The organism is [Rhizobium] kunmingense, from assembly GCF_977018605.1.
The window spans coordinates 234,396-259,570 of sequence record NZ_CDRNXG010000001.1 but is presented as its reverse complement, the minus strand read 5'-3'; the positions used below and the strand labels follow the sequence as shown (position 1 = coordinate 259,570).

General features: G+C 62.2%; 31 protein-coding genes. 5 read left to right on the top strand and 26 right to left on the bottom strand.

The window, feature by feature from the left end; genetic code table 11:
• Positions 1-24 precede the first annotated feature (24 nt).
• Positions 25-1,137: an OpgC family protein gene (locus tag AC0JZ4_RS01435; RefSeq protein ID WP_471884687.1), complete on the top strand. Its 1,113-nt coding sequence runs from the start codon at positions 25-27 to the stop codon at positions 1,135-1,137.
• A 9-nt stretch (positions 1,138-1,146) separates the two neighbouring features.
• On the opposite strand, the gene dxs is transcribed toward AC0JZ4_RS01435, so the two are convergent.
• The 6 genes from dxs to AC0JZ4_RS01405 all read right to left on the bottom strand — a co-directional run bounded on the left by dxs (position 1,147) and on the right by AC0JZ4_RS01405 (position 6,058).
• Entirely contained in the window at positions 1,147-3,066 is a 1,920-nt protein-coding gene (gene dxs / locus AC0JZ4_RS01430; RefSeq protein WP_471884686.1) for a 1-deoxy-D-xylulose-5-phosphate synthase, read from the bottom strand.
• A 114-nt stretch (positions 3,067-3,180) separates the two neighbouring features.
• Positions 3,181-4,107 carry a pirin family protein gene (locus AC0JZ4_RS01425; protein WP_471884685.1) on the bottom strand — a complete coding sequence of 309 codons (927 nt, stop codon included), beginning with the start codon at positions 4,105-4,107 and terminating at the stop codon, positions 3,181-3,183.
• A 9-nt stretch (positions 4,108-4,116) separates the two neighbouring features.
• Positions 4,117-4,452, bottom strand: a complete 336-nt coding sequence (locus AC0JZ4_RS01420) for a HepT-like ribonuclease domain-containing protein (protein ID WP_471884684.1) — start codon at positions 4,450-4,452, stop codon at positions 4,117-4,119.
• Between the two features lie 16 nt (positions 4,453-4,468).
• A complete protein-coding gene (locus tag AC0JZ4_RS01415) occupies positions 4,469-4,780 on the bottom strand; it encodes a nucleotidyltransferase family protein (protein WP_471887747.1) in 312 nt (103 codons plus the stop codon).
• A gap of 85 nt (positions 4,781-4,865) precedes the next feature.
• Complete coding sequence (locus tag AC0JZ4_RS01410) at positions 4,866-5,120, bottom strand: exodeoxyribonuclease VII small subunit (protein ID WP_471884683.1); 255 nt, start codon at positions 5,118-5,120, stop codon at positions 4,866-4,868.
• 5 nt (positions 5,121-5,125) lie between these two features.
• Complete coding sequence (locus AC0JZ4_RS01405; protein ID WP_471884682.1) at positions 5,126-6,058, bottom strand: histone deacetylase family protein; 933 nt, start codon at positions 6,056-6,058, stop codon at positions 5,126-5,128.
• A 155-nt stretch (positions 6,059-6,213) separates the two neighbouring features.
• Between AC0JZ4_RS01405 and AC0JZ4_RS01400 the strand changes: the two genes are divergently transcribed.
• Positions 6,214-6,612, top strand: a complete 399-nt coding sequence (locus tag AC0JZ4_RS01400; protein WP_471884681.1) for an acyl-CoA thioesterase — start codon at positions 6,214-6,216, stop codon at positions 6,610-6,612.
• A gap of 16 nt (positions 6,613-6,628) precedes the next feature.
• Here the strand turns inward: AC0JZ4_RS01400 and AC0JZ4_RS01395 are convergent, their stop codons facing one another.
• From AC0JZ4_RS01395 to AC0JZ4_RS01385, 3 genes are read right to left on the bottom strand one after another with little or no spacing between them, the layout of a single operon-like run.
• Complete coding sequence (locus AC0JZ4_RS01395) at positions 6,629-7,192, bottom strand: biotin transporter BioY (protein ID WP_471884680.1); 564 nt, start codon at positions 7,190-7,192, stop codon at positions 6,629-6,631.
• Between the two features lie 43 nt (positions 7,193-7,235).
• Positions 7,236-7,841 carry an energy-coupling factor transporter transmembrane component T family protein gene (locus AC0JZ4_RS01390; protein WP_471887746.1) on the bottom strand — a complete coding sequence of 202 codons (606 nt, stop codon included), beginning with the start codon at positions 7,839-7,841 and terminating at the stop codon, positions 7,236-7,238.
• Positions 7,842-7,843: 2 nt separating this feature from the next.
• The gene (locus AC0JZ4_RS01385; protein WP_471884679.1) at positions 7,844-8,527 is read right to left on the bottom strand and encodes an energy-coupling factor ABC transporter ATP-binding protein; all 684 of its coding nucleotides are present in this window, start codon (positions 8,525-8,527) and stop codon (positions 7,844-7,846) included.
• Positions 8,528-8,635: 108 nt separating this feature from the next.
• Here AC0JZ4_RS01385 and AC0JZ4_RS01380 point away from each other — a divergent pair, with 108 nt between their 5' ends.
• On the top strand, positions 8,636-9,829 hold the full coding sequence (locus AC0JZ4_RS01380) for a winged helix-turn-helix domain-containing protein (protein WP_471884678.1): 1,194 nt from the start codon (positions 8,636-8,638) through the stop codon (positions 9,827-9,829).
• A gap of 157 nt (positions 9,830-9,986) precedes the next feature.
• Here the strand turns inward: AC0JZ4_RS01380 and AC0JZ4_RS01375 are convergent, their stop codons facing one another.
• The 6 genes from AC0JZ4_RS01375 to AC0JZ4_RS01350 form a co-directional block, all read right to left on the bottom strand.
• The gene (locus AC0JZ4_RS01375) at positions 9,987-11,102 is read right to left on the bottom strand and encodes a helix-turn-helix transcriptional regulator (protein WP_471884677.1); all 1,116 of its coding nucleotides are present in this window, start codon (positions 11,100-11,102) and stop codon (positions 9,987-9,989) included.
• Positions 11,103-11,234: 132 nt separating this feature from the next.
• Complete coding sequence (locus tag AC0JZ4_RS01370; RefSeq protein WP_471884676.1) at positions 11,235-11,552, bottom strand: BrnA antitoxin family protein; 318 nt, start codon at positions 11,550-11,552, stop codon at positions 11,235-11,237.
• A complete protein-coding gene (locus tag AC0JZ4_RS01365; protein ID WP_471884675.1) occupies positions 11,549-11,797 on the bottom strand; it encodes a BrnT family toxin in 249 nt (82 codons plus the stop codon). The genes AC0JZ4_RS01370 and AC0JZ4_RS01365 overlap by 4 nt, the downstream gene beginning before the upstream one ends.
• Positions 11,798-11,888: 91 nt before the next feature.
• Entirely contained in the window at positions 11,889-12,989 is a 1,101-nt protein-coding gene (gene ribB / locus AC0JZ4_RS01360) for a 3,4-dihydroxy-2-butanone-4-phosphate synthase (RefSeq protein ID WP_471884674.1), read from the bottom strand.
• A gap of 19 nt (positions 12,990-13,008) precedes the next feature.
• Positions 13,009-14,106 carry a chorismate synthase gene (gene aroC, locus AC0JZ4_RS01355; protein ID WP_471884673.1) on the bottom strand — a complete coding sequence of 366 codons (1,098 nt, stop codon included), beginning with the start codon at positions 14,104-14,106 and terminating at the stop codon, positions 13,009-13,011.
• A gap of 130 nt (positions 14,107-14,236) precedes the next feature.
• The gene (locus tag AC0JZ4_RS01350; protein WP_471884672.1) at positions 14,237-14,674 is read right to left on the bottom strand and encodes a hypothetical protein; all 438 of its coding nucleotides are present in this window, start codon (positions 14,672-14,674) and stop codon (positions 14,237-14,239) included.
• A gap of 3 nt (positions 14,675-14,677) precedes the next feature.
• Here AC0JZ4_RS01350 and AC0JZ4_RS01345 point away from each other — a divergent pair, with 3 nt between their 5' ends.
• The gene (locus AC0JZ4_RS01345) at positions 14,678-14,935 is read left to right on the top strand and encodes a DUF1344 domain-containing protein (protein ID WP_471884671.1); all 258 of its coding nucleotides are present in this window, start codon (positions 14,678-14,680) and stop codon (positions 14,933-14,935) included.
• Between the two features lie 11 nt (positions 14,936-14,946).
• Here the strand turns inward: AC0JZ4_RS01345 and AC0JZ4_RS01340 are convergent, their stop codons facing one another.
• From AC0JZ4_RS01340 to AC0JZ4_RS01325, 4 genes are all read right to left on the bottom strand, one after another.
• Entirely contained in the window at positions 14,947-15,534 is a 588-nt protein-coding gene (locus tag AC0JZ4_RS01340) for a histidine phosphatase family protein (RefSeq protein WP_471884670.1), read from the bottom strand.
• A gap of 16 nt (positions 15,535-15,550) precedes the next feature.
• Positions 15,551-16,369 (bottom strand): enoyl-ACP reductase FabI, encoded by an 819-nt coding sequence (fabI, locus tag AC0JZ4_RS01335; RefSeq protein ID WP_471884669.1) that lies wholly within the window; start codon positions 16,367-16,369, stop codon positions 15,551-15,553.
• A 164-nt stretch (positions 16,370-16,533) separates the two neighbouring features.
• A complete protein-coding gene (locus AC0JZ4_RS01330) occupies positions 16,534-17,688 on the bottom strand; it encodes a DnaJ C-terminal domain-containing protein (protein WP_471887745.1) in 1,155 nt (384 codons plus the stop codon).
• 245 nt (positions 17,689-17,933) lie between these two features.
• Positions 17,934-18,398 (bottom strand): RT0821/Lpp0805 family surface protein, encoded by a 465-nt coding sequence (locus tag AC0JZ4_RS01325; RefSeq protein ID WP_471884668.1) that lies wholly within the window; start codon positions 18,396-18,398, stop codon positions 17,934-17,936.
• 61 nt (positions 18,399-18,459) lie between these two features.
• Between AC0JZ4_RS01325 and pdxH the strand changes: the two genes are divergently transcribed.
• Positions 18,460-19,080, top strand: coding sequence for a pyridoxamine 5'-phosphate oxidase (pdxH, locus tag AC0JZ4_RS01320; protein WP_471884667.1), 621 nt, complete (start codon positions 18,460-18,462; stop codon positions 19,078-19,080).
• A 13-nt stretch (positions 19,081-19,093) separates the two neighbouring features.
• Here pdxH and AC0JZ4_RS01315 read toward each other — a convergent pair whose 3' ends face one another.
• The 7 genes from AC0JZ4_RS01315 to AC0JZ4_RS01285 form a co-directional block, all read right to left on the bottom strand.
• On the bottom strand, positions 19,094-20,146 hold the full coding sequence (locus AC0JZ4_RS01315; protein WP_471884666.1) for a polysaccharide deacetylase family protein: 1,053 nt from the start codon (positions 20,144-20,146) through the stop codon (positions 19,094-19,096).
• A gap of 88 nt (positions 20,147-20,234) precedes the next feature.
• Positions 20,235-21,026 (bottom strand): sulfite exporter TauE/SafE family protein, encoded by a 792-nt coding sequence (locus AC0JZ4_RS01310; RefSeq protein ID WP_471884665.1) that lies wholly within the window; start codon positions 21,024-21,026, stop codon positions 20,235-20,237.
• A gap of 361 nt (positions 21,027-21,387) precedes the next feature.
• The gene (locus AC0JZ4_RS01305) at positions 21,388-21,660 is read right to left on the bottom strand and encodes a DUF982 domain-containing protein (protein ID WP_471884664.1); all 273 of its coding nucleotides are present in this window, start codon (positions 21,658-21,660) and stop codon (positions 21,388-21,390) included.
• A gap of 312 nt (positions 21,661-21,972) precedes the next feature.
• On the bottom strand, positions 21,973-22,104 hold the full coding sequence (locus tag AC0JZ4_RS01300; RefSeq protein ID WP_471884663.1) for a hypothetical protein: 132 nt from the start codon (positions 22,102-22,104) through the stop codon (positions 21,973-21,975).
• Between the two features lie 110 nt (positions 22,105-22,214).
• Complete coding sequence (locus AC0JZ4_RS01295; RefSeq protein ID WP_471884662.1) at positions 22,215-22,709, bottom strand: GNAT family N-acetyltransferase; 495 nt, start codon at positions 22,707-22,709, stop codon at positions 22,215-22,217.
• Positions 22,710-22,714: 5 nt separating this feature from the next.
• Complete coding sequence (tldD, locus tag AC0JZ4_RS01290; RefSeq protein WP_471884661.1) at positions 22,715-24,130, bottom strand: metalloprotease TldD; 1,416 nt, start codon at positions 24,128-24,130, stop codon at positions 22,715-22,717.
• A 281-nt stretch (positions 24,131-24,411) separates the two neighbouring features.
• Positions 24,412-25,008, bottom strand: coding sequence for an invasion associated locus B family protein (locus tag AC0JZ4_RS01285; protein ID WP_471884660.1), 597 nt, complete (start codon positions 25,006-25,008; stop codon positions 24,412-24,414).
• Positions 25,009-25,175: the final 167 nt, after the last annotated feature.

The following is a 25,175-nucleotide window of genomic DNA, read 5'->3' as shown; positions in this document are numbered from 1 at the left end:
GAGGAACCCGTCGTGGAGACACGTATGGGCCAGACGAAACGCGAAGCCAGGATCGATTTTCTGCGCGGCATAACGCTGCTGCTGATCTTCATCGGCCATGCGGAATTCACCTTCTCCCTGACCTTCCAGCATTCGCGCGGCTTTGCCGATGCGTCGGAAATCTTCGTCCTGCTGGCCGGCATGTCCTCGGCGCTCGCCTATTATCGCCCTGACCGTGCCGTGTCGGTGCAGCGCCCCTGGCGACGGGCGGGACGCATCTATCTGGCCCATCTGCTTCTCGTTGTGGTCATGGCAGTCTTCGGCGCGCTTCTCGCGGCCGAATTTCCCCACACGACGGTCGCGCAGGATATGGCAGGCATGGTCGCCGAACCGGTCAGGCATGGTCTTCAAGCCATGCTGCTTTTCTACATGCCCGGCAATCTCGATATCCTGCCGATCTATATCGTTTTCCTCATCGCCGTGCCCTTCGCGCTGGTGATCTACGATCGCTTTCCGCTGCCGACGCTGGTTGTCTCGTTCCTCCTCTGGCTGGTCTCGGGCTTCCTGCACCTGAATTTCTACAATCTGGCTCTGGATACGGGCCGCTGGTATCTCGACCCGCTCTCCTGGCAGTTCATCTTCATCATCGGCATTGCGCTCGGCATGCGCATCAAGACCGGGCTAGACCCGCTGCCCTATCGCCGCGGCGTCTTCATCCTCGCTGCCGTCTTCGCCCTGGTTGCCATACCCGCAAATCTCGCGGCCTATCTCGGCTGGGTGTCGCTGCCCTATCCCGATCTCTACCGCGAACTGGTGACCAAGACGAACAGCGGCCCGCTGCGCATTCTCGATGCGCTGGCGATCCTCTATCTGGCTTTCAATATCGATTGGGTAAGTCGTGTCGCCAATTCAGGCTGGCTGCGGCCCGTCAACCTGATCGGCCGCCACTCGCTGCCGGTCTTCTCGGTCGGCATCGTGCTTTCGGCAATTGCCTCCGTCTATGTGGAGCTTCATCCCGGTATCGGCCTTGGCGCCCAGATGGCGATCCTGATCGCCGGCTGCGCCCTGCACCTGTTGCTCGGATGGTGTCTGGAGCGCCGCAGGCAGCATGCGGCCAGAGCCGCTCAAGAGGCCGCCGACTATCGCCGGGCGGCCTGATCGTCTCATTCAGCCGGCGGCACCGACGCCGACAGCCGTCTTGCCGAGCGCACCGAACACGGTCTTGACGATGCCGGCACGGTCCAGCCCCGCCTTGGCATACATCACCTCGGGCGAAGCCTGTTCCATCCAGATATCCGGCAGAACCAGCGAGCGGACCTTCAGTCCGTGGTCTAGCAGGCCTTCGGTGGAGAGGAACTGCAGCACATGGCTGCCGAACCCGCCGACAGAACCTTCCTCGATGGTGATCAGCACTTCATGATGGCGCGCCAGCTGGCGGATCAGGTCGTGGTCGAGCGGCTTGGCGAAGCGCGCATCGGCAACCGTGGTCGACAGGCCGGCCGCATCGAGGTCCTCGGCCGCAAGCAGACAATCCTTCAGACGTGTACCGAAGGAAAGCAGCGCCACCTTGGCGCCTTCCCTGACGATGCGACCCTTGCCGATCTGCAGGATTTCGCCGCGCTGCGGCAGTTCCACGCCCACACCTTCGCCGCGGGGATAACGGAACGAGATCGGACCCTCGTCATAGGCGGCCGCGGTGCGCACCATATGCTTCAGCTCCGCCTCGTCGGAGGCGGCCATCACCACCATGCCCGGAAGCGCGGCAAGGAAGGTCGTGTCGAAAGATCCCGCATGCGTTGGGCCATCGGCGCCGACGAACCCGGCGCGGTCGATTGGAAAACGAACCGGCAGGCCCTGGATTGCCACGTCATGCACGACCTGGTCGTAACCGCGCTGCAGGAAGGTCGAATACAGCGCGCAGAACGGCTTGAAGCCTTCGGTCGCGAGGCCGGCGGCAAAGGTCACCGCATGCTGCTCGGCAATGCCCACGTCGAACGTGCGCATCGGATAGGCCTGTTGCAGCTTGCCAAGGCCGGTACCGTCCGGCATGGCGGCGGTGATGCCGACGATCTTCTCGTCGAAACCGGCCTCCTGCACCAGCGCCTCGCCGAACACGCTCGTGTAGGAAGGAGCATTCGGCTTGGCCTTCGCCTGCGCGCCGGTAATGACGTCGAACTTGTTGACGCCGTGATATTTGTCGGCTGCGGCTTCCGCCGGCGGATAACCCTTGCCCTTCTGCGTCACGACATGGATCAGCACCGGCCCTTGCGCATTGTCGCGCACGTTGCGCAGTACGGGCAGAAGATGCTCGAAGGAATGACCGTCGATCGGGCCGATGTGGTAGAAGCCCATCTCCTCGAACATCGTGCCGCCGGTCACGTAACCGCGCGCATGCTCGACGGCGCGGGTGATCGCCCGGTCGATATTCTTGCCCAGATAGCCGGTCAGTTTCTTGCCGACCTCGCGCATGCCCATATAGGTGCGGCCGGAGGCAAGGCGCGCCAGATAGGCGCTCATCGCGCCCGTCGGCGGGGCGATCGACATATCGTTGTCGTTGAGGATGACGATCAGCCGCGCATCGAGCGCGCCGGCGTTGTTGAGCGCCTCATAGGCCATGCCCGCCGACATCGCGCCATCGCCGATCACCGCGATCACGTTGCGCTTCGAGCCGTCGAGGCTGGAGCCGACCGCCATGCCGAGGCCGGCGGAAATCGAGGTGGAGGAGTGTGCCGCACCGAACGGATCGTATTCGCTCTCCGCCCGGCGGGTGAAGCCGGAAAGACCGTCTTCCTGGCGCAGCGTGCGGATCCGCTCGCGGCGGCCGGTCAGGATCTTGTGCGGATAGCACTGGTGGCCGACATCGAAGATCAGCCGGTCGTCGGGCGTATTGAAAACCTTGTGGATGGCGACCGTCAGCTCGACGACGCCAAGCCCCGCGCCCAGGTGTCCACCCGTCTTCGACACGGCATCGATCATCTCGTCGCGCACTTCACGGGCGAGCTGCGGCAGGTCCTTGTCTTCGACCTTGCGGAGATCGGCGGGAAGCTGGACCTTGTCGAGCAGCGGCGTCGTGGGCTGGGGTGTCACGGAAAAGGCTTTCTGTTCTTGTTATTGCATGTCTCCCAAAGATGAGCAGGAAACAGGCTTTTTCAAGTTTCGCGAGCGTTGGGTTCTAATCGATTTTAGCGCATGGGCAAGGGTTTATGCGGGTGTCGGCAAGGGAACGAACTCTTCTTCGTCGCCCGGAACGATATCGAAACGCCCGGTCCGCCACTCCTCCTTGGCCATCTCTATGCGCTCCTTCGAGGAGGAGACGAAGTTCCACCAGATATAGCGTTTCGAATTCAGCGCAGCGCCGCCGAACAGCATCACATGACAGCCCTGGCTTCCCGCCTGCAGCGTGATCTCGTCGCCGGCGCGGAAGACGAGCAGCTGGTCGGCGGCAAACCGGTCGCCGGCAATGTCCAGTTCGCCGGACAGGATATAGAGCGCCCGTTCCTCGTGTCCGGCAGGGAAGGGAAAGCGCCTGCCCGCATCGAGCCGAAGGTCGACATAGAGCGTATCGGTAAAGGTCGCGACGGGTGAGGAAAGCCCGGCAAAGCCGCCGATCACCACGCGCCCTTTGGCGCCCTCCCAGTCGATTTCCGGCATCTTTTCATGGCTGGTATGGGCAAAGGCCGGATCGATTTCCTCCTTCTCGTCCGGCAGCGCCAGCCATGTCTGCAGGCCGGACATGGAGAGCGGATGCCCACGCAGGTTTTCCGGCGTGCGTTCCGAATGCACGATGCCGCGCCCCGCCGTCATCAGGTTGATGTCACCGGGCCGGATCACCAGCTCGGTGCCCAGACTGTCGCGATGCTTGATCTCGCCGTCGAACAGGTAGGTGACGGTGGAAAGCCCGATATGCGGATGCGGCTTCACATCCAGCGCCTCGTCGGGCCGCAGGATAGCCGGTCCCATCCGGTCGAAGAAGATGAACGGCCCGACCAGCCGTCTCTGTCGGCTGGGCAAGGACCGACGCACCGAAAACCCGCCGATATCGGAGGATCGCGGAATGATGAGGTTCTCTATCGCATCGCAGGCGAACGCATCGCCGGGGGCGGGGTCTGTTCCGGGGAAGAAGGACATGGGACCTCGTTAAAGTGTTTCCTGATCCTCGGGATACTGCGCCAGGAACGCTTCGAGTTCAACGATGAGGGGCGGCAGGCGCTCGGTGATCATCGTCCAGATCGTTTCATCGAGAATTTGCTCGTAGTCGTGTCGTAGCATGTTGCCGAGGCCACGGATTGCCGGCCAGTTATGGCGCGGGAGAAGCTCCTGCGCGATCGGTCCAATTTTGACGCTTGCCTCGGATATTCGCGCAAAGCACCGTTCGCAGGCATCTCTCGTGATATTGCTGTTCAGATAGCCGCCGAAGTCCATGCCTCGCGTATCGTCGAGAACTGCCTGTCCGTTCTCGACGATATCTCGCATTCGAACCAACGGGCGCTTAGTAGGCAACGGCGCGATCCCTCTCCACACTTCTGCGAAAGCGTTCTCGGCGCATTGGTTCCGGGACTATGTCGACGCTGTTCGCACCGGTGATATTGCTGATCAACAGGCGAAGATCTTCAACTACCGTCAGGTAATCCCAGCCGGACCGGATCACAGTCTCGGAAAATTTCACCAGCACATCGAGATCAGAATCAGCGGTCGCCTCGCCGCGGGCCACCGAACCGAACAGAGACACATGCTCCGCACCCGCGGCGCGCAGCTCGGCCTCGTGTTCTCTCAGCTTGGCAATGACCTGATCCTTGTCCATGCCGGACAATATAGGGAAATCTTCCCAATCAGTCGAGTGGAGCAGGCGTGTGCAATCCAGGGTTTTGCCAGGTGAGAAGCGGAAATCACTCCCCGTCGAGTGGCTCCACGCCCTGCACCTTGCCGGCGCGGTCGAGACGGATCTTCTCGATGCGGTTTTCCGCGGCGTTGAGCAGTTTCTCGCAATGCTTCTTCAGGGCTTCGCCGCGTTCGTAGATGGCGATGGATTCGTCGAGCGCCACATCGCCGCGTTCCAGCCGGGCAACGATGCTTTCCAGCTCGGCGACTGCCTTTTCGAAGGAATAGCCGTTCACATCGATGCTATCGGTGGCTTCGGTCATGTCCTTCATCCTCTCATCAGTCTTGCGATATGCATGCCGGCGGATTCCGCCAGTCCTTCCAGATCATAGCCGCCCTCGAGCAGGCTGACGACCCGGTCATTGGCGTATTTCCCAGCAATTTCCATCAGCCGGCCCGTCGCCCAGTCGAAATCGTCGCCGACAAGGTTGATCTGCGCCAGCGGATCGCGGTGATGCGCGTCGAACCCGGCCGAGATGATGATGAAGTCCGGCCGGAAATCATGAAGCTTCGGCAGAACCCGGTCCTTGAAGGCATCGCGAAAATGATCGCTGCCGTCATTGGGCGAAAGCGGCGCGTTGACGATCGTGTTCTTCGAGCCCGTCTCGTCCTTCGCCCCGGTGCCGGGGTAGAGCGGCATCTGGTGCGTCGAACAGAACAGCACCGACGGATCGTCCCAGAAAATGTTCTGCGTTCCGTTGCCGTGATGCACGTCCCAGTCGATGATTGCGACACGCTCGACGCCATAGGCCTGCTGTGCGTGGCGGGCGGCGATCGCGGCATTGTTGAACAGGCAGAAGCCCATCGCCTTCACCTTTTCCGCATGGTGCCCCGGCGGGCGTGAGGCAACGAAGGCGTTGTCCACCTTGGCCGTCATCACGTCGTCGACGGCGGCCATTGCCCCGCCTATGCCGGTCAGCGCCGCCTGCAGGCTTTTCGGTCCCACATGCGTGTCGGATTCAATCTGTATTACGGTGTCTTCTTCCGGGGTCTTTCGCATCACCCAGCGCAGATGTTCCTCCGGATGGGCCAGCAGCACGGCATCCTCGTTCGCCTGCGGTGCGTCTTTGCGGGCAAGATCGGAGAAATTCGGATGTTCGAGCGCGATCGCCAGCGAGCGCAACCGGTCCGGCCGCTCGGGATGGCCGGCAGGGGCAGGGTGCTCGAGAAAGATAGGGTGTTCGTAAAGGCGGGTGGTCATGCGGCTCCCCGGCGTCTCGTCCGGTCATGGCCGGGCATCGGTGTCAGGCCACCGACATGGCGCAGATGGCAGGCTTTTTCAAGCGCGGGTCTTGCCCTTGTCGCACTTGGCGAGGAATATCGGCCTGTTTTGAAAAGGGTTCTGTAGAGGCTGGTATGGTCAAGGACGCGGTAAAGGCATCCGATTTTCGCGTCACCTTCCGCGATGTCGACATGAACGGGCAGATGTTCCGCTCCGTCTATATCGACCGGGCGGAAGAGGCGGTCGCCGACTTCTGGCGCCGCCGCAAGGCGAAGGCAAGTGATCCGGCCTTCATCACCGGCAAGGTTGCCGGCACCTTCCATGTGCCTCTGCTATTGGGCGACGCCATTCACATGCATGTCGGCGTCAGCAAGATCGGCGGAAAGTCGGCGGGCTTCATCGTTCGCATGACGCGTGACGGTGAAGCCGTCGCCGAGGTCGAGATCGTCTGGGTGGCCGTCGACCGAAAGAGCGGAGAAAGCGTCGCGCTGCCGGAAGAGCTGCGCGACTGGCTCTACGGGTATCTCGACTGACTTTTATGCCCCGTCGTTACACCCTTTGCGGCAGAAGCGGATAACCGACCATCACGGCGCGGCCGGCAAGGGCGGCAATCGCGGCCTTCAGCAGATCGCCGGGAATGAAGGCAAGCGAGCCCATCAGCGTCGCACTCAGGCTGACACCGGTGACGAGCGCCAGATAGACGATGCCGCAGGTGTAGAGAACCACGATACCGCCGAACACCGCCGCCGCAAAGAAGCTGGCCGTCTGCAGCACGCTGCTCTGGCCGGCACGCACGAGGCGCTGCGACAGGTAGCCGGTTGCGATTGCGGCCAATACCCAGCCGAACAGGTAACCGGCGGTCGGGCCGAAGAACACCGTCAGTCCGCCGCGCCCGCCGGACAACACCGGCAGGCCGATGGCCGCAAGCACCAGTACCAGCGTCACGGCCAGTCCGCCGCGCTTTGCGCCCAGCACGACGCCGGCCAGCATGGCGCCCAGCGACTGCGCCGTGATCGGCACGGGAATGAAGCCGATCGAGATCGGCGGCAGAAGGCCCAGCGCGATCATGATGGCGGCAAAGAGCGCGGAAAGGACGAGGTCACGGGTTGCCATGCTTGGTGTTTCCTTAGTGTGTGCCTTTGAGGCTGTTATGGCGTCATTTCTGACGGCGGATGCCGCGGGCGTCAATGGCCGCGGCGATCTCGTCGGCATTGCGCAGCGTCGAGATGATCAGCGGCACGATGATGGAAAGCGGCCGCGGTTTCAGGCCGCGCGCGTAATGCGCATCGCGGATCACCGCATAGCGGCCGACGATTTCCGGCACGAAACGGATGACGAGGCCGAGCGCAAGGCCGAGATCGGCCGCCTTGACGATACCGATCCGCTCCAGCGGCATGGCCGCGCGGGTGATCACGTCGATGAAGTCGCCGGTCGTCGTCGTTGCCGTCACGAGGCTTGCGAAAAGCCCCAGCGCCACCAGCCTCAGAAAGGCGTTGAGGCCCTCCAGCGGACTGTTGAAGACGGCGGTGAACAGCGCGACGAATAATATGACGAGCACAAGCGGCGACATGCGCCGCACGAATTCGCCGGCCGACATTCGCAACGAGAGATGCACCGCAAGGCCGATCGTCAGCGCGCCGGCAAGCACGATGGGTGACGTGACCAGAAACAGCAGGATGCTGAATGCCATCAGCACCGCAAGCTTCACCCCGGCCGCAAGCCGGTGCAGAAATCCGTCGCCATCGACATAGAGCGAGCGCATCCTCATGCCGCTCCGTGCAGGGCGCGATATTGCGCAATCACCGCGTCCGGCGCACCGTCGCCGACGATGGCGCCTGCCTGAAACGACAGCACCCGGTCGAAGCCTGAAAGCAGGTCGAGGTCGTGGCTGATGACGATCACATCCTCCGGCAGATCGCCGATCGTGCGTTCCACCAGATTGCGGTTGCGGATATCGAGCTGGTTGGTCGGCTCGTCCATCACCAGGACTTTCGGCTCGGTGACGAGCACGGAGGCGAGTGCCGCCAGTTGCAGTTCGCCGCCGGAAAGTTCATGCGCCCGCCGTTCGCCGAGATGAGAGATGCCGAAACGGGCCAGCACCGCATCGACCCTATTGTCGACCTCGGCCTTCGGCAGCTTGCGGGGTTTCAGCCCGAGCGCGATGTCTTCGCGCAGGATCGGCAGGATGATCTGGTTCTGCGGGTTTTGGAAGATGAAGCCGCTCTGGCTGCGCGCCGCGTCCTGCTCGGTGACCGTATCGAAACCGTTGACCGTCACCGTGCCTTCGGTCGGTGTTACCAGTCCGTTGATCATCCGCGCAAACGTTGTCTTGCCCGATCCGTTCAGCCCGATGATGCCGACGCGCCGCTCGGCAAGCGTCAGCGTCAGCGGCTGGATGACGGTGCGTCCCTCGAAGCGAACCTCGACCCTGTCGAAACGAATATCCAATTGAAGCCCTCGATGTCGTCAGCGTCTATAGACTGCTGGAGAGCGGAAGGAAAATAAGAACAAAAAAAGAACATTGCATTGGCGGCTGGAAGCCCCTAGTCTCTGCCTATGGCAATCCTGATCCCGAATGATGAGGCGAGGCGTATTTTTCTGGAGCGGCAGCAGCTTTGCGCCCCGCCCGGCCGCGCGCTCGCCAAGTCCGGCCTGTTGCAGCTGATCGACGATCTCGGCTTCGTCCAGGTGGACAGCATCGCCACCGTCGAGCGCGCCCATCACATGATCCTCTTCTCCCGCAACCAGACCTACCGGCGGGAACACCTGACGGCGCTTCTGGAAAAGGACGGCGAGCTTTTCGAGCACTGGACCCACGACGCCTCGATCATTCCGGCGCGTCTGTTCCGCTACTGGAAGCACCGCTTTCGCCGTCGCGAACCTGTTCTCGCCGAGCGCTGGCGCAAGTGGCATGGCGAAGGTTTCGACAGCGCCTTCGACGAGACCTTTCGTCATATCGCCGAAAACGGCGCGATCATGTCGCGCGACATGAAGGTCGAGAATCACAAGTCCGGCGGCTGGTGGAACTGGCACCCCAACAAGACGGCGCTCGAATATTACTGGCACACCGGCAAGCTCTCGATTGCCGGACGAATGAATTTCCAGAAGATCTATGACCTCACCGAGCGCGTCATCGCCGCGCATCATCATGAGCCGGAAGTCGAGCATGACGAGTTCGTCGACTGGGCCTGCCGCAGCGCCATGACAAAGCTTGGCTTTGCCACATCCGGTGAACTGGCGGCCTTCTGGGACATCGTTACCCCGGAAGAGGCGAGGGCATGGGTCGCAGGCCATCGCGACGAACTGACGGAAGTGGTGATAGAGACGGCCGATGGTAGCCGATCGCGCGCCTCCTTCGCTCTTTCGGGCTTTCCGCATCACCTTGGCGACATCCCGGAACCGCCGGCACGCATCCGGGTACTCAGCCCCTTCGATCCGCTGCTGCGCAACCGTGATCGAGCCGAGCGCCTGTTCAATTTCGTCTACCGCATCGAGGTCTTCGTGCCCGAGGCAAAGCGCCAATACGGTTATTACGTCTTCCCGCTACTGGAAGGCGACCGCATGATCGGCCGCATCGACATGAAGGCCGACCGCAAGGCCGGCGTGCTCGACGTCCGGCGCCTGTGGCTGGAAAAGGGCGTCCGCGCCTCGGCCGGGCGGCTGGAAAAGCTCGATGCCGAATTGCAGCGTGTTGCCCGTTTCGCCGGCGTGGAGCGCATCGTCTATCACGCAGGCTGGCGGGGCGAATAGCGGGCCGCCGTGCGGTAAGATCATTGGTACCGCTACAGCATGTCTCCCGAAAGTGGTCACCGGTTTCGTGATAAAGACATGCGCAAAAACAAGAAGCTAAAGCATGGCAAGCGAATCGGAAAGGTCGCGGAGTGCTTTGGTGATGACGCTGCGGCGCCTATTCCGGCGGCAGCTTGATGCTGGCAATCGCCGCGATGAAATCCGCTTGACGGTTCATGCCCGATTTCTGCAGGATCGCCTTAACATGGCTGCGCACGGTTTCCACGCCGACGCCGTGCTGCCCCGCGGTGGTCGCCACGTCATGGCCGGCGGCAAGCGACCACGCCACGCGCGCTTCCGCCGGGCTAAGGTCGAACAGACCCTGGATCAGCCCTGCCGTCGGCACGCGTGAGCGGTCGACCGGCGTGACGATCAGGAAACAGGTGGCGCGTGTAAAGATATCGCGTGCGCCACCGCGCACGGGGATCATGTGGACGATGGCCGGAGGCGTATCGTCCACGCGCGGCAGGGGAAAGGAGTGGGAGGGTCCGTCGGGCCGTGTGTCCGGTCGTGTTCGTGCCGCCAGCCCGGACATGTCGGCAAGCGCCGCGGCGAAAAGACGATTGGCCGGCTCATGCGCAAACCGCATCTGATTGCCTGCCGTCAGCACGATCTGCGGCCGGAATGCTTCGAGTAGGCTATTGGCGGCGAGCATTTTTCCGCTGTCGGTAAAGACCGCCGAAGGCAGGCCCGTCAATTGCAGCGCTTCCACCGCTGCGTTGATGCGTTCGAATTCCAGCCGGCTCGACATGAGCGCCGCGCGGGCGAGATGTGGTCGCAACTGATCCAGAAAGACGATGGACTGTTTGGTGACTGGCCCGGTGACCTTCTTCTTCTCGACTGCGACAATGAAGTTGTCGCCGGTTGGCGCCTGGATGAAGGTCGAGGTGCCGAAGCCGTAACCGAGCGGTTTCATCACTTCTGTAAAGATCGGGTGGGTATTGTAGTCTTCCTCGGTGAAATGTTCGGCTTCGTCGACAAACCCGTGCTGCGGGATCGTCATGAGTTTTTCCGCGCGCGTATTGCGGCTAACCCAGCCCTCGTCGAGCATCTTTCTGTCCAAGTCGGCAAGCGAGGGGGAGGCGAGCCAGCGCGCACCGTTGGGCGTGATATTGCCCAGTGACGCTCCCTGCGCGCCGATCGACAGGGCGAGGTCGTCCAGCACGCTCATCCAGTGTTCGGGAACGAAGGCAGCCTGATAGATGAGGTCGAGCGACCGGGAAATATCCTGCATGAAAATACTTCGGCAATTCGAGACGAAATTCGGGGCGCCTTGATTGAATGGCCAATATCTCCGGAATGCAAGAGTATTATTGAATGGAAGTCATGCTTTGACGCATGAAAAATGCGGCGAAAAGCTGCGAGGTTACAATCCTGCAGCCTTGCGCAGTTGCTCCGCCATGCGGCTGCGCCAATCCTTGCCGGAGGATTTGTATTTTTCCAGCACGTCAGGATCGAGCCGCAAGGTCACCGCCACCTTCGGCGCCTCGACCTTGGGTCGGCCACGGCCACGGCGCATCTCTTCCAGGGCGTCGAAAAACTCCGGTGGCAATACCTCGCGGGCCGGGCGCATCCTCGCCAGTTCGTCATCGGTCAATTCGGGGCTGTCGACAGAGTCCCAGTCTTCCTTGCTATAGCCGCGCCCCGGTTGAAACTCCCGAACGATAGGTTGGCGATCCTTCATGGTAGGCGTTTCCTTTCCTTCGGACTGGCATCTCGAAAGCTTATGATCGATATCGCTTCACGCCCCAGTTTGGCATAAACGACGACAGCGGTACCGTCTTGGTAGTAGCCGATGGCCTTTATCCGGCGGCTATGGCTTCGCTCCAGGATGGCAGTTTCCCAGTCGAAGAAAGCTACATCCGCGAAATCGAGGCCGTGCTTATCCAGATTGGCCCGACGCTTTACCTCGTCCCACACGAAGACCATTTTGATTATCCGTACACGAAAAATCGCCGCCCGACAACGAGCGACGATCCGACGAAACGGCAGGCCTTACAATACCGGAATTTTTACGGGTTCAGCAGATCACCGTCTCGGCAATCCGGATGCCAAAGCCTTCAAGCCCCACATAATGCCGCTCGCTGCGGCTCAGAAGCTTGATAGACGACACGCCGAGATCTTTCAGGATCTGGGCGCCGAGGCCGATTTCCAGCCATTCGCTTTCGCGCGCCTTTGCTTCCGCATGGGCTTCCTGGTCGTGGCGCATCTTGCGACCGTGTTCGGTCTGGCCGACGCCGACGGAGCCTTCGCGCAGATAGATGATGACGCCGCGGCCTTCCGTCTCGATCCTCTGCATGTAGCGCTCGATCGAACGGTCGGTGCCGAACACGTCGGCCGTGACGTTTTCCAGATGCAGGCGCACCGGAATATCGACGCCGTCGCGGATATCGCCGAAGATCACGGCCACATGCTGCATCGGGTCCCAGGGCAGCGAATAGGCATGCGCCTTGGCCTTGCCGACAGGCGTCGTCACGTCGAAGGACGAGATCAGCTCGATCAGCGTCTCCTTACGCTGGCGATAGGCGATCAGGTCGGCGACGGAAAGCTGCTTCAATTCATGACTGACGGCAAAATCGGCCACCTGCTGGCCGCGCATCACCGTGCCGTCGTCGTTGACCAGTTCGGAAATGACGCCGATCAGCGGCAGGTTGGCGAGCTTGCAGAGGTCGGTTGCCGCTTCCGTATGGCCCGACCGCATCAAGACGCCGCCCTCGCGTGAGATCAGCGGAAAGATATGGCCGGGGCGCACGAAATCGGAGGCGCCGACATTCGGGTTGGCAAGGTTGCGCACCGTCAGCGTCCGGTCGTCGGCGGAAATGCCGGTCGTCGTGCCATGCTTGAAATCGACGCTGACGGTAAAGGCCGTCGTATGGGCGCTGTCGTTTTCCGCTACCATGGCGTTGAGGTTCAGCCGCTTGGCCTCCTCGCGCGGCATCGGCGCGCAGACGATGCCGGATGTGTGGCGCACGATGAAGGCCATTTTCTCCGCGGTGCAGTGAACGGCGGCAACGATCAGGTCGCCTTCATTCTCGCGGTCGTCATCGTCGGTCACGACGACGATCTCTCCGGCCTCGAAGGCGCGGATGGCGTCGACGACGCGCTTCTGATCGTAGGCCATGCTCGTCTCCCGTTGCGTGCTATTTCAGGCGGCCGGTCTGGCCGCGGTCGCGTAAGAAATGGTCGGCGATCGCGCAGGCGACCATCGCCTCGCCGATCGGCACGGCGCGGATGCCGACGCACGGGTCGTGGCGACCCTTGGTGCGCACGTCGACATTGTGGCCATCGGCATCGATCGACTGGCGTTCGGTCAGGATCGACGACGTCGGCTTGATGGCGAAACGCGCAACCAGCGGCTGGCCGGTCGAAATGCCGCCCAAAATCCCGCCGGCATGATTGGAAAGGAAGATCGGCTTGCCGTCATTGCCCATCCGCATCTCGTCGGCATTTTCCTCGCCGGTCAGTTCGGCAGAGCCGAAGCCGTCACCGATCTCGACGCCCTTGACGGCGTTGATCGACATCAGCAGGGACGCGATGTCCTGGTCCAGCTTGGAATAGATCGGCGCGCCGAGCCCCGCCGGTACGCCTTCGGCGATCACCTCGATCACCGCACCGATCGACGAGCCGGCCTTGCGGATGCCGTCGAGATAGTCTTCCCACACCGGCACCATCTCCGGGTCCGGGCAGAAGAACGGGTTCTGGTCGACCTCTGCCCAGTCCCAGTTGGCGCGGTTGATCCTGTGCTTGCCGATCTGCACCAGCGCGCCGCGCACGGTGACACCCGGAACGACAAGGCGGGCGATGCCGCCGGCGGCAACCCGTGCCGCCGTTTCGCGGGCCGACGAGCGACCGCCGCCGCGATAGTCGCGAATGCCGTATTTCGTATCATAGGTGTAATCGGCATGGCCGGGCCGATACTGGCGGGCGATCTCGCCGTAATCCTTGGAGCGCTGGTCGGTATTCTCGATCAGCATGGAAATCGGCGTGCCGGTCGAGATCATCGTCTCGCCGTCCTCGTCGAACATCACGCCGGAAAGGACCTTGACCAGATCCGCCTCGCGCCTCTGGGTGACAAACCGCGACTGACCGGGCTTGCGCTTGTCCATCCACGCCTGGATGTCCGATAGCGTGAAGCGAAGCCCCGGAGGGCAGCCGTCGACGACGCAACCAAGGGCTGGACCGTGGCTTTCGCCCCAGGTCGTGACACGGAAAAGATGACCGAACGTATTATGCGACATGATACCCCGCCGAAGGGCGGGATCCGTTCCCGCCTCAAAGCGGCCTTGTCTTATTAGAAAATCCCCGCAAGGGGAAAGCCTTTTGTGGAATCCGCCGACGCTGCACCACCCTGCGCTCGATACCGGGTCCTCACACCGCTCCCGCCGCCTCGCAATACGCAAGAATACATCGGATGCCGCGCCACCCGTTTATCGCATCGCGATCGACCAATCGGCGCCCGGTCATGGCGGATACGTTTGCTGAAAGTGTCCGGTGGTGACGGTGTGGGGTTATTATTGCGTTGTTTCGGATTTTAATTGATTTCAACAGTGTTTTAATTTGAAGTGAGGAATTGAAATACGTTTGAGTTTTAGGATATGTAAATTTTGTAGTATTGATATAAGAAAATGTACTGAGATATATTTTGATTTTTAATATTCGCGAATGATCCGCGGTCGCGGCAAGTGTAAATTCGTTAATATAAACAGATAAAATTGCACGTAAATTGCCATGATCGGGAGCAAATTCCGCCACATTCGGCAGGCTATTTTGCTTCGTATCGAAACACAGCAGACCGTCAGGCCTCATCCAATGCGTATCCTCATCGCGACCCTTTTGGCGACAGCCAGCATCTTCTCCCCGCTCGACAGCTGGGCGCAGAGTGCCGATATCGAGGCGACGATCAAGACGGTGGATGTCGGCGCGATGAGCCTGACGCTTGATGACGGCAAGACCTACAAGGTGCCGGAAGAGTTCAATTTCGAAGGTCTGAAGGCCGGTGTGAAGGTTGTCGTGTTCTACACGATGGTCGATGGCGGCCGTCACGTCGACGATCTGGAAATCGTCTGACCCCGTGTTATTCAGAGCCAGCCGATCTCGTTTGCGTCCGTATCGATCCTGACGATGCGGTCCTGATGGATCGGCATGTTTGCCGCCTCGTGTTCGTCCACCTTGCCGACAATCCTGAACAATGAGCGCACGACGCCGCCATGGCTGACGCAAACCGTCTGCTGGTTGACGGAGGAAAGCCATGCGCCGATCCGCCATGACAGGATCTCGTAGCTTTCCGCATGCGGGCCGGGCGGGATAAAGCCCCATTTGCTGCGCTGGCGCTCACGAATGCGCTCGCGGTCGACTGCCTTGATTTCCGCAGTGGTAAAGCCTTCCCAGTCTCCGAAGGAGAGTTCGCGCAACCGGTCGTCGGTGCGATAGGCTTTCGGGTCGAGCCCCATGGCGGTGCGGATCCGCTCCATCGTCTCCCGCGTTCGGAAGAGGGGGCTTGCGACGAAATCGAAGCCGTCGCCGGCTCCGATCAGTTCTTTCAGTGCCTCGCCGTTGCGGGTCGCCTGGTCACGTCCGATCGCGTTGATCGGAATGTCCTTCTGTCCCTGCAGCCGGCCTTCGGCATTCCAGTCGGTCTGGCCGTGGCGGATCACATAGATGAGCACGGCGTCCCTTTCCGGATCAGTCCTTGACGACCGAGATGTCGGGCGCGTCGACGGCTTTCATGCCGACGACATGATAGCCGCTGTCGGCGTGATGCGTCTCGCCGGTCACCGAGCGCGACAGGTCGGAAAGCAGGTAGAGACCGACGTCGCCGACTTCCTCGATCGTCACGGTCTTGCGCAGCGGCGCATTGTATTCGTTCCACTTGAGAATGTAGCGGAAGTCGCCGATGCCGGAGGCGGCAAGCGTCTTGATCGGGCCGGCCGAGATCGCGTTGACGCGGATGTTCTTCGGACCGAGGTCGACGGCCAGATACTTGACGCTGGCTTCGAGTGCAGCCTTGGCAACGCCCATGACGTTGTAGTTCGGCATCACCTTCTCTGCGCCGTAATAGGTCAGCGTCAGCATCGCTCCGCCATCCGTCATCAGCTTTTCGGCGCGGCGTGCGACGGAGGTGAACGAGTAGACCGAGATCTGCATCGTCTTGGAAAAATTGTCCGGCGACGTGTCGACGTAACGGCCGGTCAGCTCGTCCTTGTCGGAAAAACCGATGGCGTGAACGATGAAGTCGATCTTGCCCCAGTGCTTTTCGATATTGCCGAACACCTCGTCGATCGTCGCTTCGTCGCTGACATCACAGTGGCCGGCCATGAAGGCGCCGAGTTCTGCTGCGAGCGGTTCGACACGCTTCTTCAGCGCGTCGCCCTGATAGGTGAAGGCGACCTCTCCGCCGTTGTCGACGATGGCCTTGGCGATCCCCCAGGCGATGGAGCGATTGTTCGCTACGCCCATGATGAGACCGCGCTTGCCTGCCATGAGGCCGGATGCCTGAACCATTGTGTAACCCCTGACACGAAAAAATTGAATGCTGCCTATGGCATAGGCTCAAACGGGGTTCAAGCGCACGGCAGATCATCTCCTGTTAGGAAGCGTAACAAAGGGTGCGCAGGAAGACGGTGATTTCCACAGCCTGTCATGCCCTGCAAGTCATGGCAAGGGGGCTAAAGGAACAGGCCGTCGCGCATGTGGCGCATCAGGTCGGTCACCTTGTCGTCCGGCTTTTCCCACAGCATGATGCGCAATTCGACCACCAGGTCGCCACGTCCGCCGGCGTCGTCATGCAGGCCGAGGCCCTCCAGCCGCAGCGTCCGGTCGGAGCCAGACCAGCTGGGGATATCGATCGAGCGCGGGCCTTCCGGCGTTTCCACCCGCGCCTGGCCGCCGAGAACCGCGTCCTCCAGCGAGATCGGCAGGACGGTGTGGAGGTCGAACCCGTCGATGTGGAAACGCTCGTCGCGTACAGCCTTCAGGGTGACCAGCAGATCGCCCTGTTTCATGCCCGGCAGCTTCAGGCCCTGTCCGGCCAGCCGCACCACCTGTCCGTCCATCGCGCCGCGTTCGATCGGCACGCGCACCTCGCGCTCGTCGGCAAGCTTCACGGTCGCCGCCTTCAGGCCGAGGAAGTCGGCAATCGTCACCTTGGCATCGACGGAGAGATCCGGCGCCTTTTCCGGCGGCGGTGCCGTGCCGCGGATGCGGTTGACGAGGTTGCTGATCAGCTCGACGGCCATCTGCGGCAGGGGCGGGCGGCCTTCGGGATGCGGTTCTTCCTTCGTCGCCGGCTCTTCGCTTCGTGCTTCGGCGGTCGCGGAAGTGGCCTCCGCATGTTCACGGGCCCGTTCGCGCGCTTCCGCGCTTGTGCCGAAAATCCGCTCGATCGTCTCTTCCGGGCTTTCGCCCTCTTTCTTCTCGGCGGACTTGTCGGCTGGCTTGTCGCCGGCGTTGCCCGCGCTCTGTGTCTTGGCCTTCGATGGGCCTGCCTTCGCGGCCTCCGCCTGGGCACGGGCCGCCTGCGCCTTCGCTAGCTCTTCCATCACCTTCTCGGCGTTGGCGCGTGCGGCCTTGGCACGCTCGGCGGCCTCGCGCTGCTGCATGATCGTCTGGTGCATGTCGGAAGCCGTGTCGTAGCGGCGACGGCGTTCCGGGTCCTTCAACAGCTCGTAGGCCTGTCCCACTTCCGCAAATTTGTCGGTGGCGCTCGGATCGTCCTGATTGTGATCGGGATGGATCGTCTTGGCCTTGCTGCGCCAGGCCGCCTTGATCTCGTCTGGATCGGCGCTCCGCTTGACGCCGAGAATGGAATAGGGATCACGCATTGTGAGGCCACCGGTTACGCTTTTCCGGCCGTCACGGATCAATCCCGCACCGGCCGATACTTGACAGGACGAACCGGGGTCAAGGGCGATCATTCATCCTCTGCCCCCGTTTCTTTTCGGGACAGAGCCTAGAATCGCAGTGCTGAATCAGTGGTTACACTCGGCGGGCACGCGCAAGAGATGGTGAAGAAAGCGTAAATGCGCCGTGCGGCAAAAAGGCGGCTTGCTGCGCAGCGCCCTGAAAGTCAGCCCTGCCGGTCGAAGGCGGTCAGCATCCAGTCGCCGCCGCCGGTCATGCAGGCCTGGCCGGCAAACACGGCAATGCCCTCATAGGAATGGCGGGTGGTGCGGAACGCGCGGCAGGTGCGGCCCGGCGCGCTGTCTTCATGGATGGACGAAACCACGCCGGCGCTGCCGGTTGCGGTATTGGCCCAGGGAAGCGGGTTTTCGCCGACTTTGGCAAGATCGGCCGAGGTGACGGCATTGCGCACGGTCATCTCGTCGGAAAGGCTGGTTTCGGATTGCGGCGGAGCGCCCGGAACGGTGCCGGTGGCAAGCGAACGGTCGACCTTGCTGTCCGATCCGCCGAACATGTCGAGGCCCGTCGTGCAGCCGGCAAGCGGCACAGTCATGGTGACGAGGCAAATTGCAGCGCCGTGACGACGGCTCCACCCCTTTGTCTGTTCAATCCACTTTGCTATCACTGCCACCTTGTCCTGTCCGACGAATGGTCTCGGGCATGTTCATCAGATTGGGAGTATTTAAGTCAATATGTCTTCAAGTGAGTTAACAACAGGTGACTTCACCGAAGAATCCGAACCCTTCGCCCTCTTCGCCCGCTGGTTGAAGGACGCGGAGGCTTCCGAGCCCAACGATCCGAACGCGGTTGCGGTTGCGACCGTCGATGAACATGGCCTGCCTAACGTACGCATGGTCCTGTTGAAAGGCTTCGATGAGCAAGGTTTCGTGTTCTACACGAATTTCGAAAGCCAGAAGGGGCAGGAGATTCTCGGCCAGAAGAAGGCGGCCATGGTTTTCCACTGGAAATCGCTGCGTCGTCAGGTCCGTCTGCGCGGTCCGGTCGAGGTCGTCACCGATGCCGAAGCCGATGCCTACTATGCCTCGCGCCCGCGCGGCAGCCGCATCGGCGCATGGGCCTCCAAACAGTCCCGCCCGCTGGAAGGCCGTTTCGCGCTGGAAAAGTCGGTGGCCGAATACACTGCCCGCTACGCGATCGGCGAGATCCCGCGCCCGCCGCACTGGTCCGGTTTCCGCATCAGGCCGACCTCGATCGAGTTCTGGCACGACCGCCCCTTCCGCCTGCACGACCGCATGGAATTCCGTCGTGATGACCCGAGCGGCGCCTGGGAAAAGGTGCGCATGTACCCCTGACGGAGAGGTACCCTTAACGCATGAAGCCGAAGGGCAGGCCCGAGGCGAGGGCGCGCACATAGCGCGCCTTCTGGTAATAGCCGTTGAGCGAGATGCGCGGCAGCGCCGTCGGGCGGGCAAGATCGGCCGCGGTCAGCGTTCCCGGTTGTGTCGTCACCCCGATCACAAAACCGGCATCGCTTGCGATCCGGTAGTCCCGCGGGCCGATCGCATCGCGGCTGCCATAGGGATAGGCGATCGTTTTGGGCCGTTTTCCGGTCAGCCCCTCCAGCCAGTCGGCTGATTCGCGCATTTCCGCTGCCGCCTCATCGGCCGCCAGACGGCCGAGCTTGCGGTGGCTGACGGTATGCGCGCCGAGCGTCACCAGCGGATGCTCGGCAAAGCGTCGCAGCTCGTCCGGCCCCATGACGAGGTCGGCGGTTATGCCCAGCGGATCGATACCGTGCCGTTCTGCAAGCCGGCAGATATCCGCCACGGTCTCCGCCTCGCTGCGGCTCCATACATATTGCGCGAAACGGAAGGACGCATCGAGCTGCTGCACCGGTGTCTTAAGCGCCACCGTCTCGCGGCCCTGACCGAAATCGAACTCGATCCGGTCTTCCTGCCGAAGCAGCTTGCCGGCAATTTCCCACCAGAGCGGTACCTTGTGTTCGGCAAGCCCGCGCGCGATGAACACGGTAAACGGCACGCCGTGCCGGGCAAACACCGGCAGCGCGTGGTCGGCATTGTTGCGATAGCCGTCATCCAGCGTGAAGGCGGCAAACGGGCGGTCGGTCGGCTGAGCGAGCCGTGCCGGCACATCGGCAAGGGCGACGAAATCATAGCCGAGCGCCTTCAATGCGCCGATGGCGACGTCGAGAAACTCGGGCGTGACCTCCAGATGACGGTTCGGGCCGATCACGTCGCGCGCCTCCGGGCGCACATGATGAAGGGTGAAGATCGCACCATTGCCGCGGGCATGCGGTTTGAGCCCAAGCCCTGCCGCAAGTGCTGCCGCTTCCAGCCCCGCACCGATGACCTGGCGCTTGACGCTGCGACGCCAGATCGCTTTGGCTTCGTCCTTCATGATAGCTGCAAATGTCCCATTGCCCAACCTGCCCTTGGCGGCAAAGGCTAGTCCCGACCCGTTAAGCCTTGCTGAATGGCGGGTTTCTTCAGGGGCGCAGGCTATCGAGCAGCGGCATGCCGATGATCGCCGCCCCGCCGATCAGGGTGAAGCAGATGCGCCGGAAGGTCGTCTCGTTGGCAATGCCGAACATGCGCGATCCGCCCGACAGCCCGATCCCGTAGGCCGGTCCGGCAATCAGCGCGATCATCAGAACTTCCAGCGTCAGAAGCCCGGTGACGATATAGGATGTCGCCGAAAGCACCGTTCCGAGCGCGAAATAGAGGACGAGATTGGCGCGCACCGTGTTGCGCTCGATCGCCCCGCCGAGCCAGTAGGCGACGATCGGCGGCCCCGACATCTGCGCCGCCCCGCCGAACAGTCCTGCCAGCGCGCCGACGCCGACCGTCAGCCACGTCTTCGGCCGGCCATGATAGCGCCATCCGGACATCAGGAAGATCAGCAGGCAGAGAACGACGATCGAAATGATCCAGCGCAGCGTCACCGAGGGTAGAAGCGACAGCACCGCCGTTCCCGCCGGCACGCCGATCACGGCGCCGGCCAGCATGGTGAATACCTCGCGCCGGTTCGCCCGCCGCCATCCTTCGGGCACCATCCCAAGCGTCATCACTCCGTCGATGACGAGCAGCAGCGCCGAGGCGATCGCCGGACTGGTGACGGCACTGGCGAGCGGCACGAAGATCAACGCCCCGCCGAACCCCGAAAAGCCTCGGGCGAGACCGGCGATGACGGCCGCGGCAAAGACGAAGGCGAGCTCGCCCATCGAATGGCCCGGAAGCCAGGCGGCGAGAAAGGCGGAAAACGAATCGACGGGGGACATGAAATGGCAGCTTGCTGAAGGGGGAGGGCGCCCGGCAGCAAGAGCGGCCTTTCCTCCGGCGTGTCAAGTGATGAGACGCCGTCTTCATCCGGTCACGGCCCTGAGGTGCGCAAAAAAGGGGCTGCGTGGAGAAACGTAAGTTCCATCGATGCCGTGCGCTCGTTGTCTCCACACGCCTTCGAGGCGTTGCGGAGCCGCATCGATGTCCCGAGATGATGGTCTGAGATCGAGGGGCTGCTGTGATGGGACGAGCAGCCCCTGGACCCCAACGGGTAGTGTCGGTCACCGGCCGCCCTGGTGTGGGTCTCCGGTTCCGGCTGGCCTCGGCTACGCTGCCCCCGCAGACGTGATGCCTCGGCCGCTACCCGTCATCCAGAGTGACGAAGCACTGGCTCACCCAGACATCTATGAAAGGCTGGCGGGCGAAATCGGGATGAACATGCCCGAGAAGCGCGCTCTGGCACAGTGAACTGGCACGCCGGTAAAGCGGATTATACGTATCCGTAAGATTGTTCTTCATCCACCTTATGGCAGCGCCGGGGCCGTCGATCATTATATCGAGCTTGTCGGCCGCTCCGACATAGACGGGTTTCGCCCAGCGTATGTTGAACTCGACAGGTGTGACGGACCCCACCTACTTCGTCCCGGCGGGACGGGCGGGTGTGATGTCCTTCAAGTCGATCTGCGCGGAAAGCTTGATCCGGCCCCGATCTTCCCGAGTGAGGTTCACAAGCCTGGAAATATGCAACGCGAGTGCCAAGCTGGATGTCATGATCCACCGCCGTGCTCATGCAGGCGGGAGCGAAACGCTCTCAGCCGCTAACGCCTACGTATTCGGTTGCTAACGGTGAGCCACAGTAGCCCACAAACATAAGTGAGTCGATGCTGAAATATGAAGCGTAAAGCCGGCCCGTCCGGCTGGGGCCTGACCCAGCCGGGGCATCATCTAGCGTCGATCGTTTTTGTCGTTGTCACGATCGGACGGCTTGCTCTGGACGCCGGATTTCTCATCCGGGCGATTGGCCTGCTGGTCCGGACGCTTGTCGTCGGGCTGGCCAGGCTTTGGAGTGTCGGGCATTCGCTTACTCCCTGTCGCGGAATGCGACATGGTTCGAACAAGCGATTCCGGCATTCGTTCCCGGCAATGTGTCTTGCTGTCGTCGCATGAGATGGCCGGTGTGATACGGCTCAACCTGCCACGGCCAGCCGATAGAACTTAGTATCGACCGCCATGTGCAGAAAGCTCTCCGGCAATTCCTCTGCGGCGATCTCCACAAACCCGTTCTTCTCGTAGAACCTGTGTGCTGCCACGAACTTGTCCGTCGTGCCGAGAAGCACCGCCTTCATCCCTTCAGCCGTGGCATGCGCAAGCAGCACCGCCAGCAATCGGGCCGCAACCCCGAATTCGCGCCCGCGCACCTCGGCCGCAACGAACATCTTGCGCAGCGCGCCCTCATCATTGCCGATATCCTTGAGCGAAATCGTGCCGACGATGCGGCCACCCTTTTCCGCCACCCAGAACCCGCCTCCGGCCTGCTGGTAGAATTCGGGAATGGCGGCCAGATCCGGCTGGTCCGCCGCGGTGATGGCGACGCCGAACTCGTCTTGCTGGATCGGCAGGATGACATCGAGCACGCCCTGTTCGTCACCGGGACGGAAGGCGCGGATGACGATCCCGCTCATGGTGTTCAAGCCTTCGTGCCGCCGACGGTGACCTGGTCCATTCTCAGATGCGGCTGGCCGACGCCGACCGGCACCCACTGGCCGGCCTTGCCGCAATTGCCGATGCCGGTATCGAGCTTCATGTCGTTGCCGACCATCGAGATGCGCTTCATCGCATCCGGCCCGTTGCCGATCAGCATCGCGCCCTTCACCGGCGCGCCGATCTTTCCGTCTTCGATCAGATAGGCCTCGGTGCAGCCGAACACGAATTTCCCCGACGTGATATCCACCTGTCCGCCGCCGAATGAGACGGCATAGATGCCCTTCTTCACCGAGGAGATGATCTCGTCTGGCGTCTTGGTTCCGCCGAGCATGTAGGTATTGGTCATGCGCGGCATCGGCACCGAGGAATAGCCCTGGCGGCGGCCGTTTCCGGTCGGCTTCATCCCCATCAGCCGGGCATTTTGCCGGTCCTGCATGTAGCCGACGAGCTTCCCATCTTCGATCAGCACGTTATAGGCCGAAGGCGTGCCTTCGTCGTCGATGGTGATCGAGCCGCGGCGGTTGTCGATCGTGCCATCGTCGACCACGGTGACGCCGGGAGCCGCAACCATTTCGCCCAGAAGGCCGGCAAAGGCGGACGTCTTCTTGCGGTTGAAATCGCCCTCCAGCCCGTGGCCGACCGCCTCGTGCAGCATCACGCCGGGCCAGCCGGAACCGAGAACGACATCCATCGTGCCGGCCGGCGCCTCGATGGCGTCGAGATTGACGAGCGCCTGGCGCAGCGCCTCGTCTGCGCCCACCTGCCAGTTGCCGTCCGCGACGAAATCGCCGAAGCCGATGCGGCCGCCGGTGCCGAACGTGCCACTTTCCTGCCGGTCGCCGTCACCCACGACGACGGAAATGTTGATGCGCGTCATCGGCCGTATGTCCTGCACCCGGTGGCCGTCGGCCCGCAGGATGTCGACCACCTGCCAGCTTGCGGCGATCGAGGCGGTCACCTGCCGCACCTTGGGGTCCTTGTCGCGCAGATAGGCGTCGATCTCGGCCAAGAGCTTGGCCTTCGCCTCGAATGTCGGAGAGCCGATGGGGTTCTCGTCGCCGTAATATTTCTTATTCGTGCGCTGCGGCGCGGCCGCATAGGAGCCCGAATAGCCGGCGGTGACGGCGCGAACAGCATCCGCCGCCCGCGCAAGCGCCGCTTCGCTCAGATCGCCCGCATGCGCATAACCGACAGCCTCGCCGGCAACCGAGCGCAGACCAAAGCCCTGGTCGGTATTGAACGATCCACCCTTCAGGCGGCCGTTGTCGAAGGTCAGCGATTCCGCCTGTGCATGTTCGATGAAGAGTTCGCCGTCATCGGCGCCGGCCAGCGCGTTCGCCACGATATCGCGCAGCTTCGCCTCGTCCACGTCGAACAGGTTCAGGAGATCGGTGTTCATTCTGTCATGCTCCGCTGGCCGTTTGGCGTATGCGCAAGAGCTTGCCCTCATCCGCCTGCCGGCACCTTTTCCCCGCAGGCGGGGCGAAGGACCTTTGCGGCACCCGCTCGGCCAAAACCGAGGCACGTCTCTCTCCCCGCGAGCGGGGAAAGGGTTGGGGTGAGGGGCAATCACATGCGCCCAAGCCGAATTATCTTTGAAAACCGATGTAGGTCCCTGAGCGGATCGGCGCAAGCGCCGCCTCGCTCACGCTTTAAGGAAGCGCGACTTAAGGAAGCGCCCTAGGGAAGCGCATCGTAACCCGGAGCAAACCCGGACAGCTCGACCGGAATGCCGACGCGGTCCTGATCGGAGGATTCGCGCAGTGCGAACACGGCGCTCTTGCCGGCGCGCAGCAGGCGCATCAGTTCCTCGTCGATTTCCACTTCCACGTAGCAGCCCTCGGAGAAGCAGCGGGTGAAATAGGCGCGGCCGATATTGTTGCCGTCGACATAGAGCTCCATCCCGTCCTTCAAAAGAACGCCGAGCGGGGCGAGAATGCGCAGAATGCGCGCCTTGCGATCGGCGGTCTTCAGGACGACGACCGACAGGCCGACCTCCGGCCGGTCTTCGGCAATCACGTTCTGCATCAGCGCGCATTGCTCGATGGACGCGCCGGCGGGCCGGTCGCAGATCACCGACCATGCGCCATGGCTTTCCTTGACGTTGCCTTGCTGCTGTCCCGATGGAGCGGCTGACTGCGGCGCGCGCGGCGAAGTCCCGGCTGCCGGAGCGTTCGGGCTGGCCTGCGGCGCAGGCGTCTGGGCCGTTGCGGGAGAAACCGTGCTCAGCGCGAGCAGGGCGATAAGGCTTGCGCCGATCAGGGAGGGACGACCCATGGATACCTCTGGTGCGAATCAATGCGGCTTATCCTGTCGCCCGAAGCGCCAGATGAAAAGCCTTGCCGACTTTTTGAGCCGAGTACGGCGAAAGTAGGACCCTGTTCAAGCCGAAACAGCCAGTCCCCGATCAAATTCTGGTGGAATTGAAAGATGGAACCGGCTTA

What these genes read in the sequence shown, in the direction of transcription:
- AC0JZ4_RS01390 (WP_471887746.1), bottom strand. Translation starts at nt 7,841, where the DNA reads ATGCGCTCGCTCTATGTCGATGGCGACGGATTTCTGCACCGGCTTGCG.
- AC0JZ4_RS01400 (WP_471884681.1), top strand. Translation starts at nt 6,214, where the DNA reads ATGGTCAAGGACGCGGTAAAGGCATCCGATTTTCGCGTCACCTTCCGC.
- AC0JZ4_RS01435 (WP_471884687.1), top strand. Translation starts at nt 25, where the DNA reads ATGGGCCAGACGAAACGCGAAGCCAGGATCGATTTTCTGCGCGGCATA.
- aroC (WP_471884673.1), bottom strand. Translation starts at nt 14,106, where the DNA reads ATGTCGCATAATACGTTCGGTCATCTTTTCCGTGTCACGACCTGGGGC.
- AC0JZ4_RS01350 (WP_471884672.1), bottom strand. Translation starts at nt 14,674, where the DNA reads ATGAGGCCTGACGGTCTGCTGTGTTTCGATACGAAGCAAAATAGCCTG.
- AC0JZ4_RS01370 (WP_471884676.1), bottom strand. Translation starts at nt 11,552, where the DNA reads ATGAAGGATCGCCAACCTATCGTTCGGGAGTTTCAACCGGGGCGCGGC.
- tldD (WP_471884661.1), bottom strand. Translation starts at nt 24,130, where the DNA reads ATGAACACCGATCTCCTGAACCTGTTCGACGTGGACGAGGCGAAGCTG.
- AC0JZ4_RS01380 (WP_471884678.1), top strand. Translation starts at nt 8,636, where the DNA reads ATGGCAATCCTGATCCCGAATGATGAGGCGAGGCGTATTTTTCTGGAG.
- AC0JZ4_RS01330 (WP_471887745.1), bottom strand. Translation starts at nt 17,688, where the DNA reads ATGCGTGATCCCTATTCCATTCTCGGCGTCAAGCGGAGCGCCGATCCA.
- AC0JZ4_RS01295 (WP_471884662.1), bottom strand. Translation starts at nt 22,709, where the DNA reads ATGAGCGGGATCGTCATCCGCGCCTTCCGTCCCGGTGACGAACAGGGC.
- AC0JZ4_RS01415 (WP_471887747.1), bottom strand. Translation starts at nt 4,780, where the DNA reads ATGGACAAGGATCAGGTCATTGCCAAGCTGAGAGAACACGAGGCCGAG.
- AC0JZ4_RS01315 (WP_471884666.1), bottom strand. Translation starts at nt 20,146, where the DNA reads ATGAAGGACGAAGCCAAAGCGATCTGGCGTCGCAGCGTCAAGCGCCAG.
- AC0JZ4_RS01300 (WP_471884663.1), bottom strand. Translation starts at nt 22,104, where the DNA reads ATGCCCGACACTCCAAAGCCTGGCCAGCCCGACGACAAGCGTCCGGAC.
- AC0JZ4_RS01405 (WP_471884682.1), bottom strand. Translation starts at nt 6,058, where the DNA reads ATGACCACCCGCCTTTACGAACACCCTATCTTTCTCGAGCACCCTGCC.
- AC0JZ4_RS01285 (WP_471884660.1), bottom strand. Translation starts at nt 25,008, where the DNA reads ATGGGTCGTCCCTCCCTGATCGGCGCAAGCCTTATCGCCCTGCTCGCG.
- AC0JZ4_RS01395 (WP_471884680.1), bottom strand. Translation starts at nt 7,192, where the DNA reads ATGGCAACCCGTGACCTCGTCCTTTCCGCGCTCTTTGCCGCCATCATG.
- AC0JZ4_RS01365 (WP_471884675.1), bottom strand. Translation starts at nt 11,797, where the DNA reads ATGGTCTTCGTGTGGGACGAGGTAAAGCGTCGGGCCAATCTGGATAAG.
- AC0JZ4_RS01310 (WP_471884665.1), bottom strand. Translation starts at nt 21,026, where the DNA reads ATGTCCCCCGTCGATTCGTTTTCCGCCTTTCTCGCCGCCTGGCTTCCG.
- pdxH (WP_471884667.1), top strand. Translation starts at nt 18,460, where the DNA reads ATGTCTTCAAGTGAGTTAACAACAGGTGACTTCACCGAAGAATCCGAA.
- AC0JZ4_RS01375 (WP_471884677.1), bottom strand. Translation starts at nt 11,102, where the DNA reads ATGCAGGATATTTCCCGGTCGCTCGACCTCATCTATCAGGCTGCCTTC.
- AC0JZ4_RS01345 (WP_471884671.1), top strand. Translation starts at nt 14,678, where the DNA reads ATGCGTATCCTCATCGCGACCCTTTTGGCGACAGCCAGCATCTTCTCC.
- ribB (WP_471884674.1), bottom strand. Translation starts at nt 12,989, where the DNA reads ATGGCCTACGATCAGAAGCGCGTCGTCGACGCCATCCGCGCCTTCGAG.
- AC0JZ4_RS01420 (WP_471884684.1), bottom strand. Translation starts at nt 4,452, where the DNA reads ATGCGAGATATCGTCGAGAACGGACAGGCAGTTCTCGACGATACGCGA.
- AC0JZ4_RS01425 (WP_471884685.1), bottom strand. Translation starts at nt 4,107, where the DNA reads ATGTCCTTCTTCCCCGGAACAGACCCCGCCCCCGGCGATGCGTTCGCC.
- AC0JZ4_RS01410 (WP_471884683.1), bottom strand. Translation starts at nt 5,120, where the DNA reads ATGACCGAAGCCACCGATAGCATCGATGTGAACGGCTATTCCTTCGAA.
- fabI (WP_471884669.1), bottom strand. Translation starts at nt 16,369, where the DNA reads ATGGTTCAGGCATCCGGCCTCATGGCAGGCAAGCGCGGTCTCATCATG.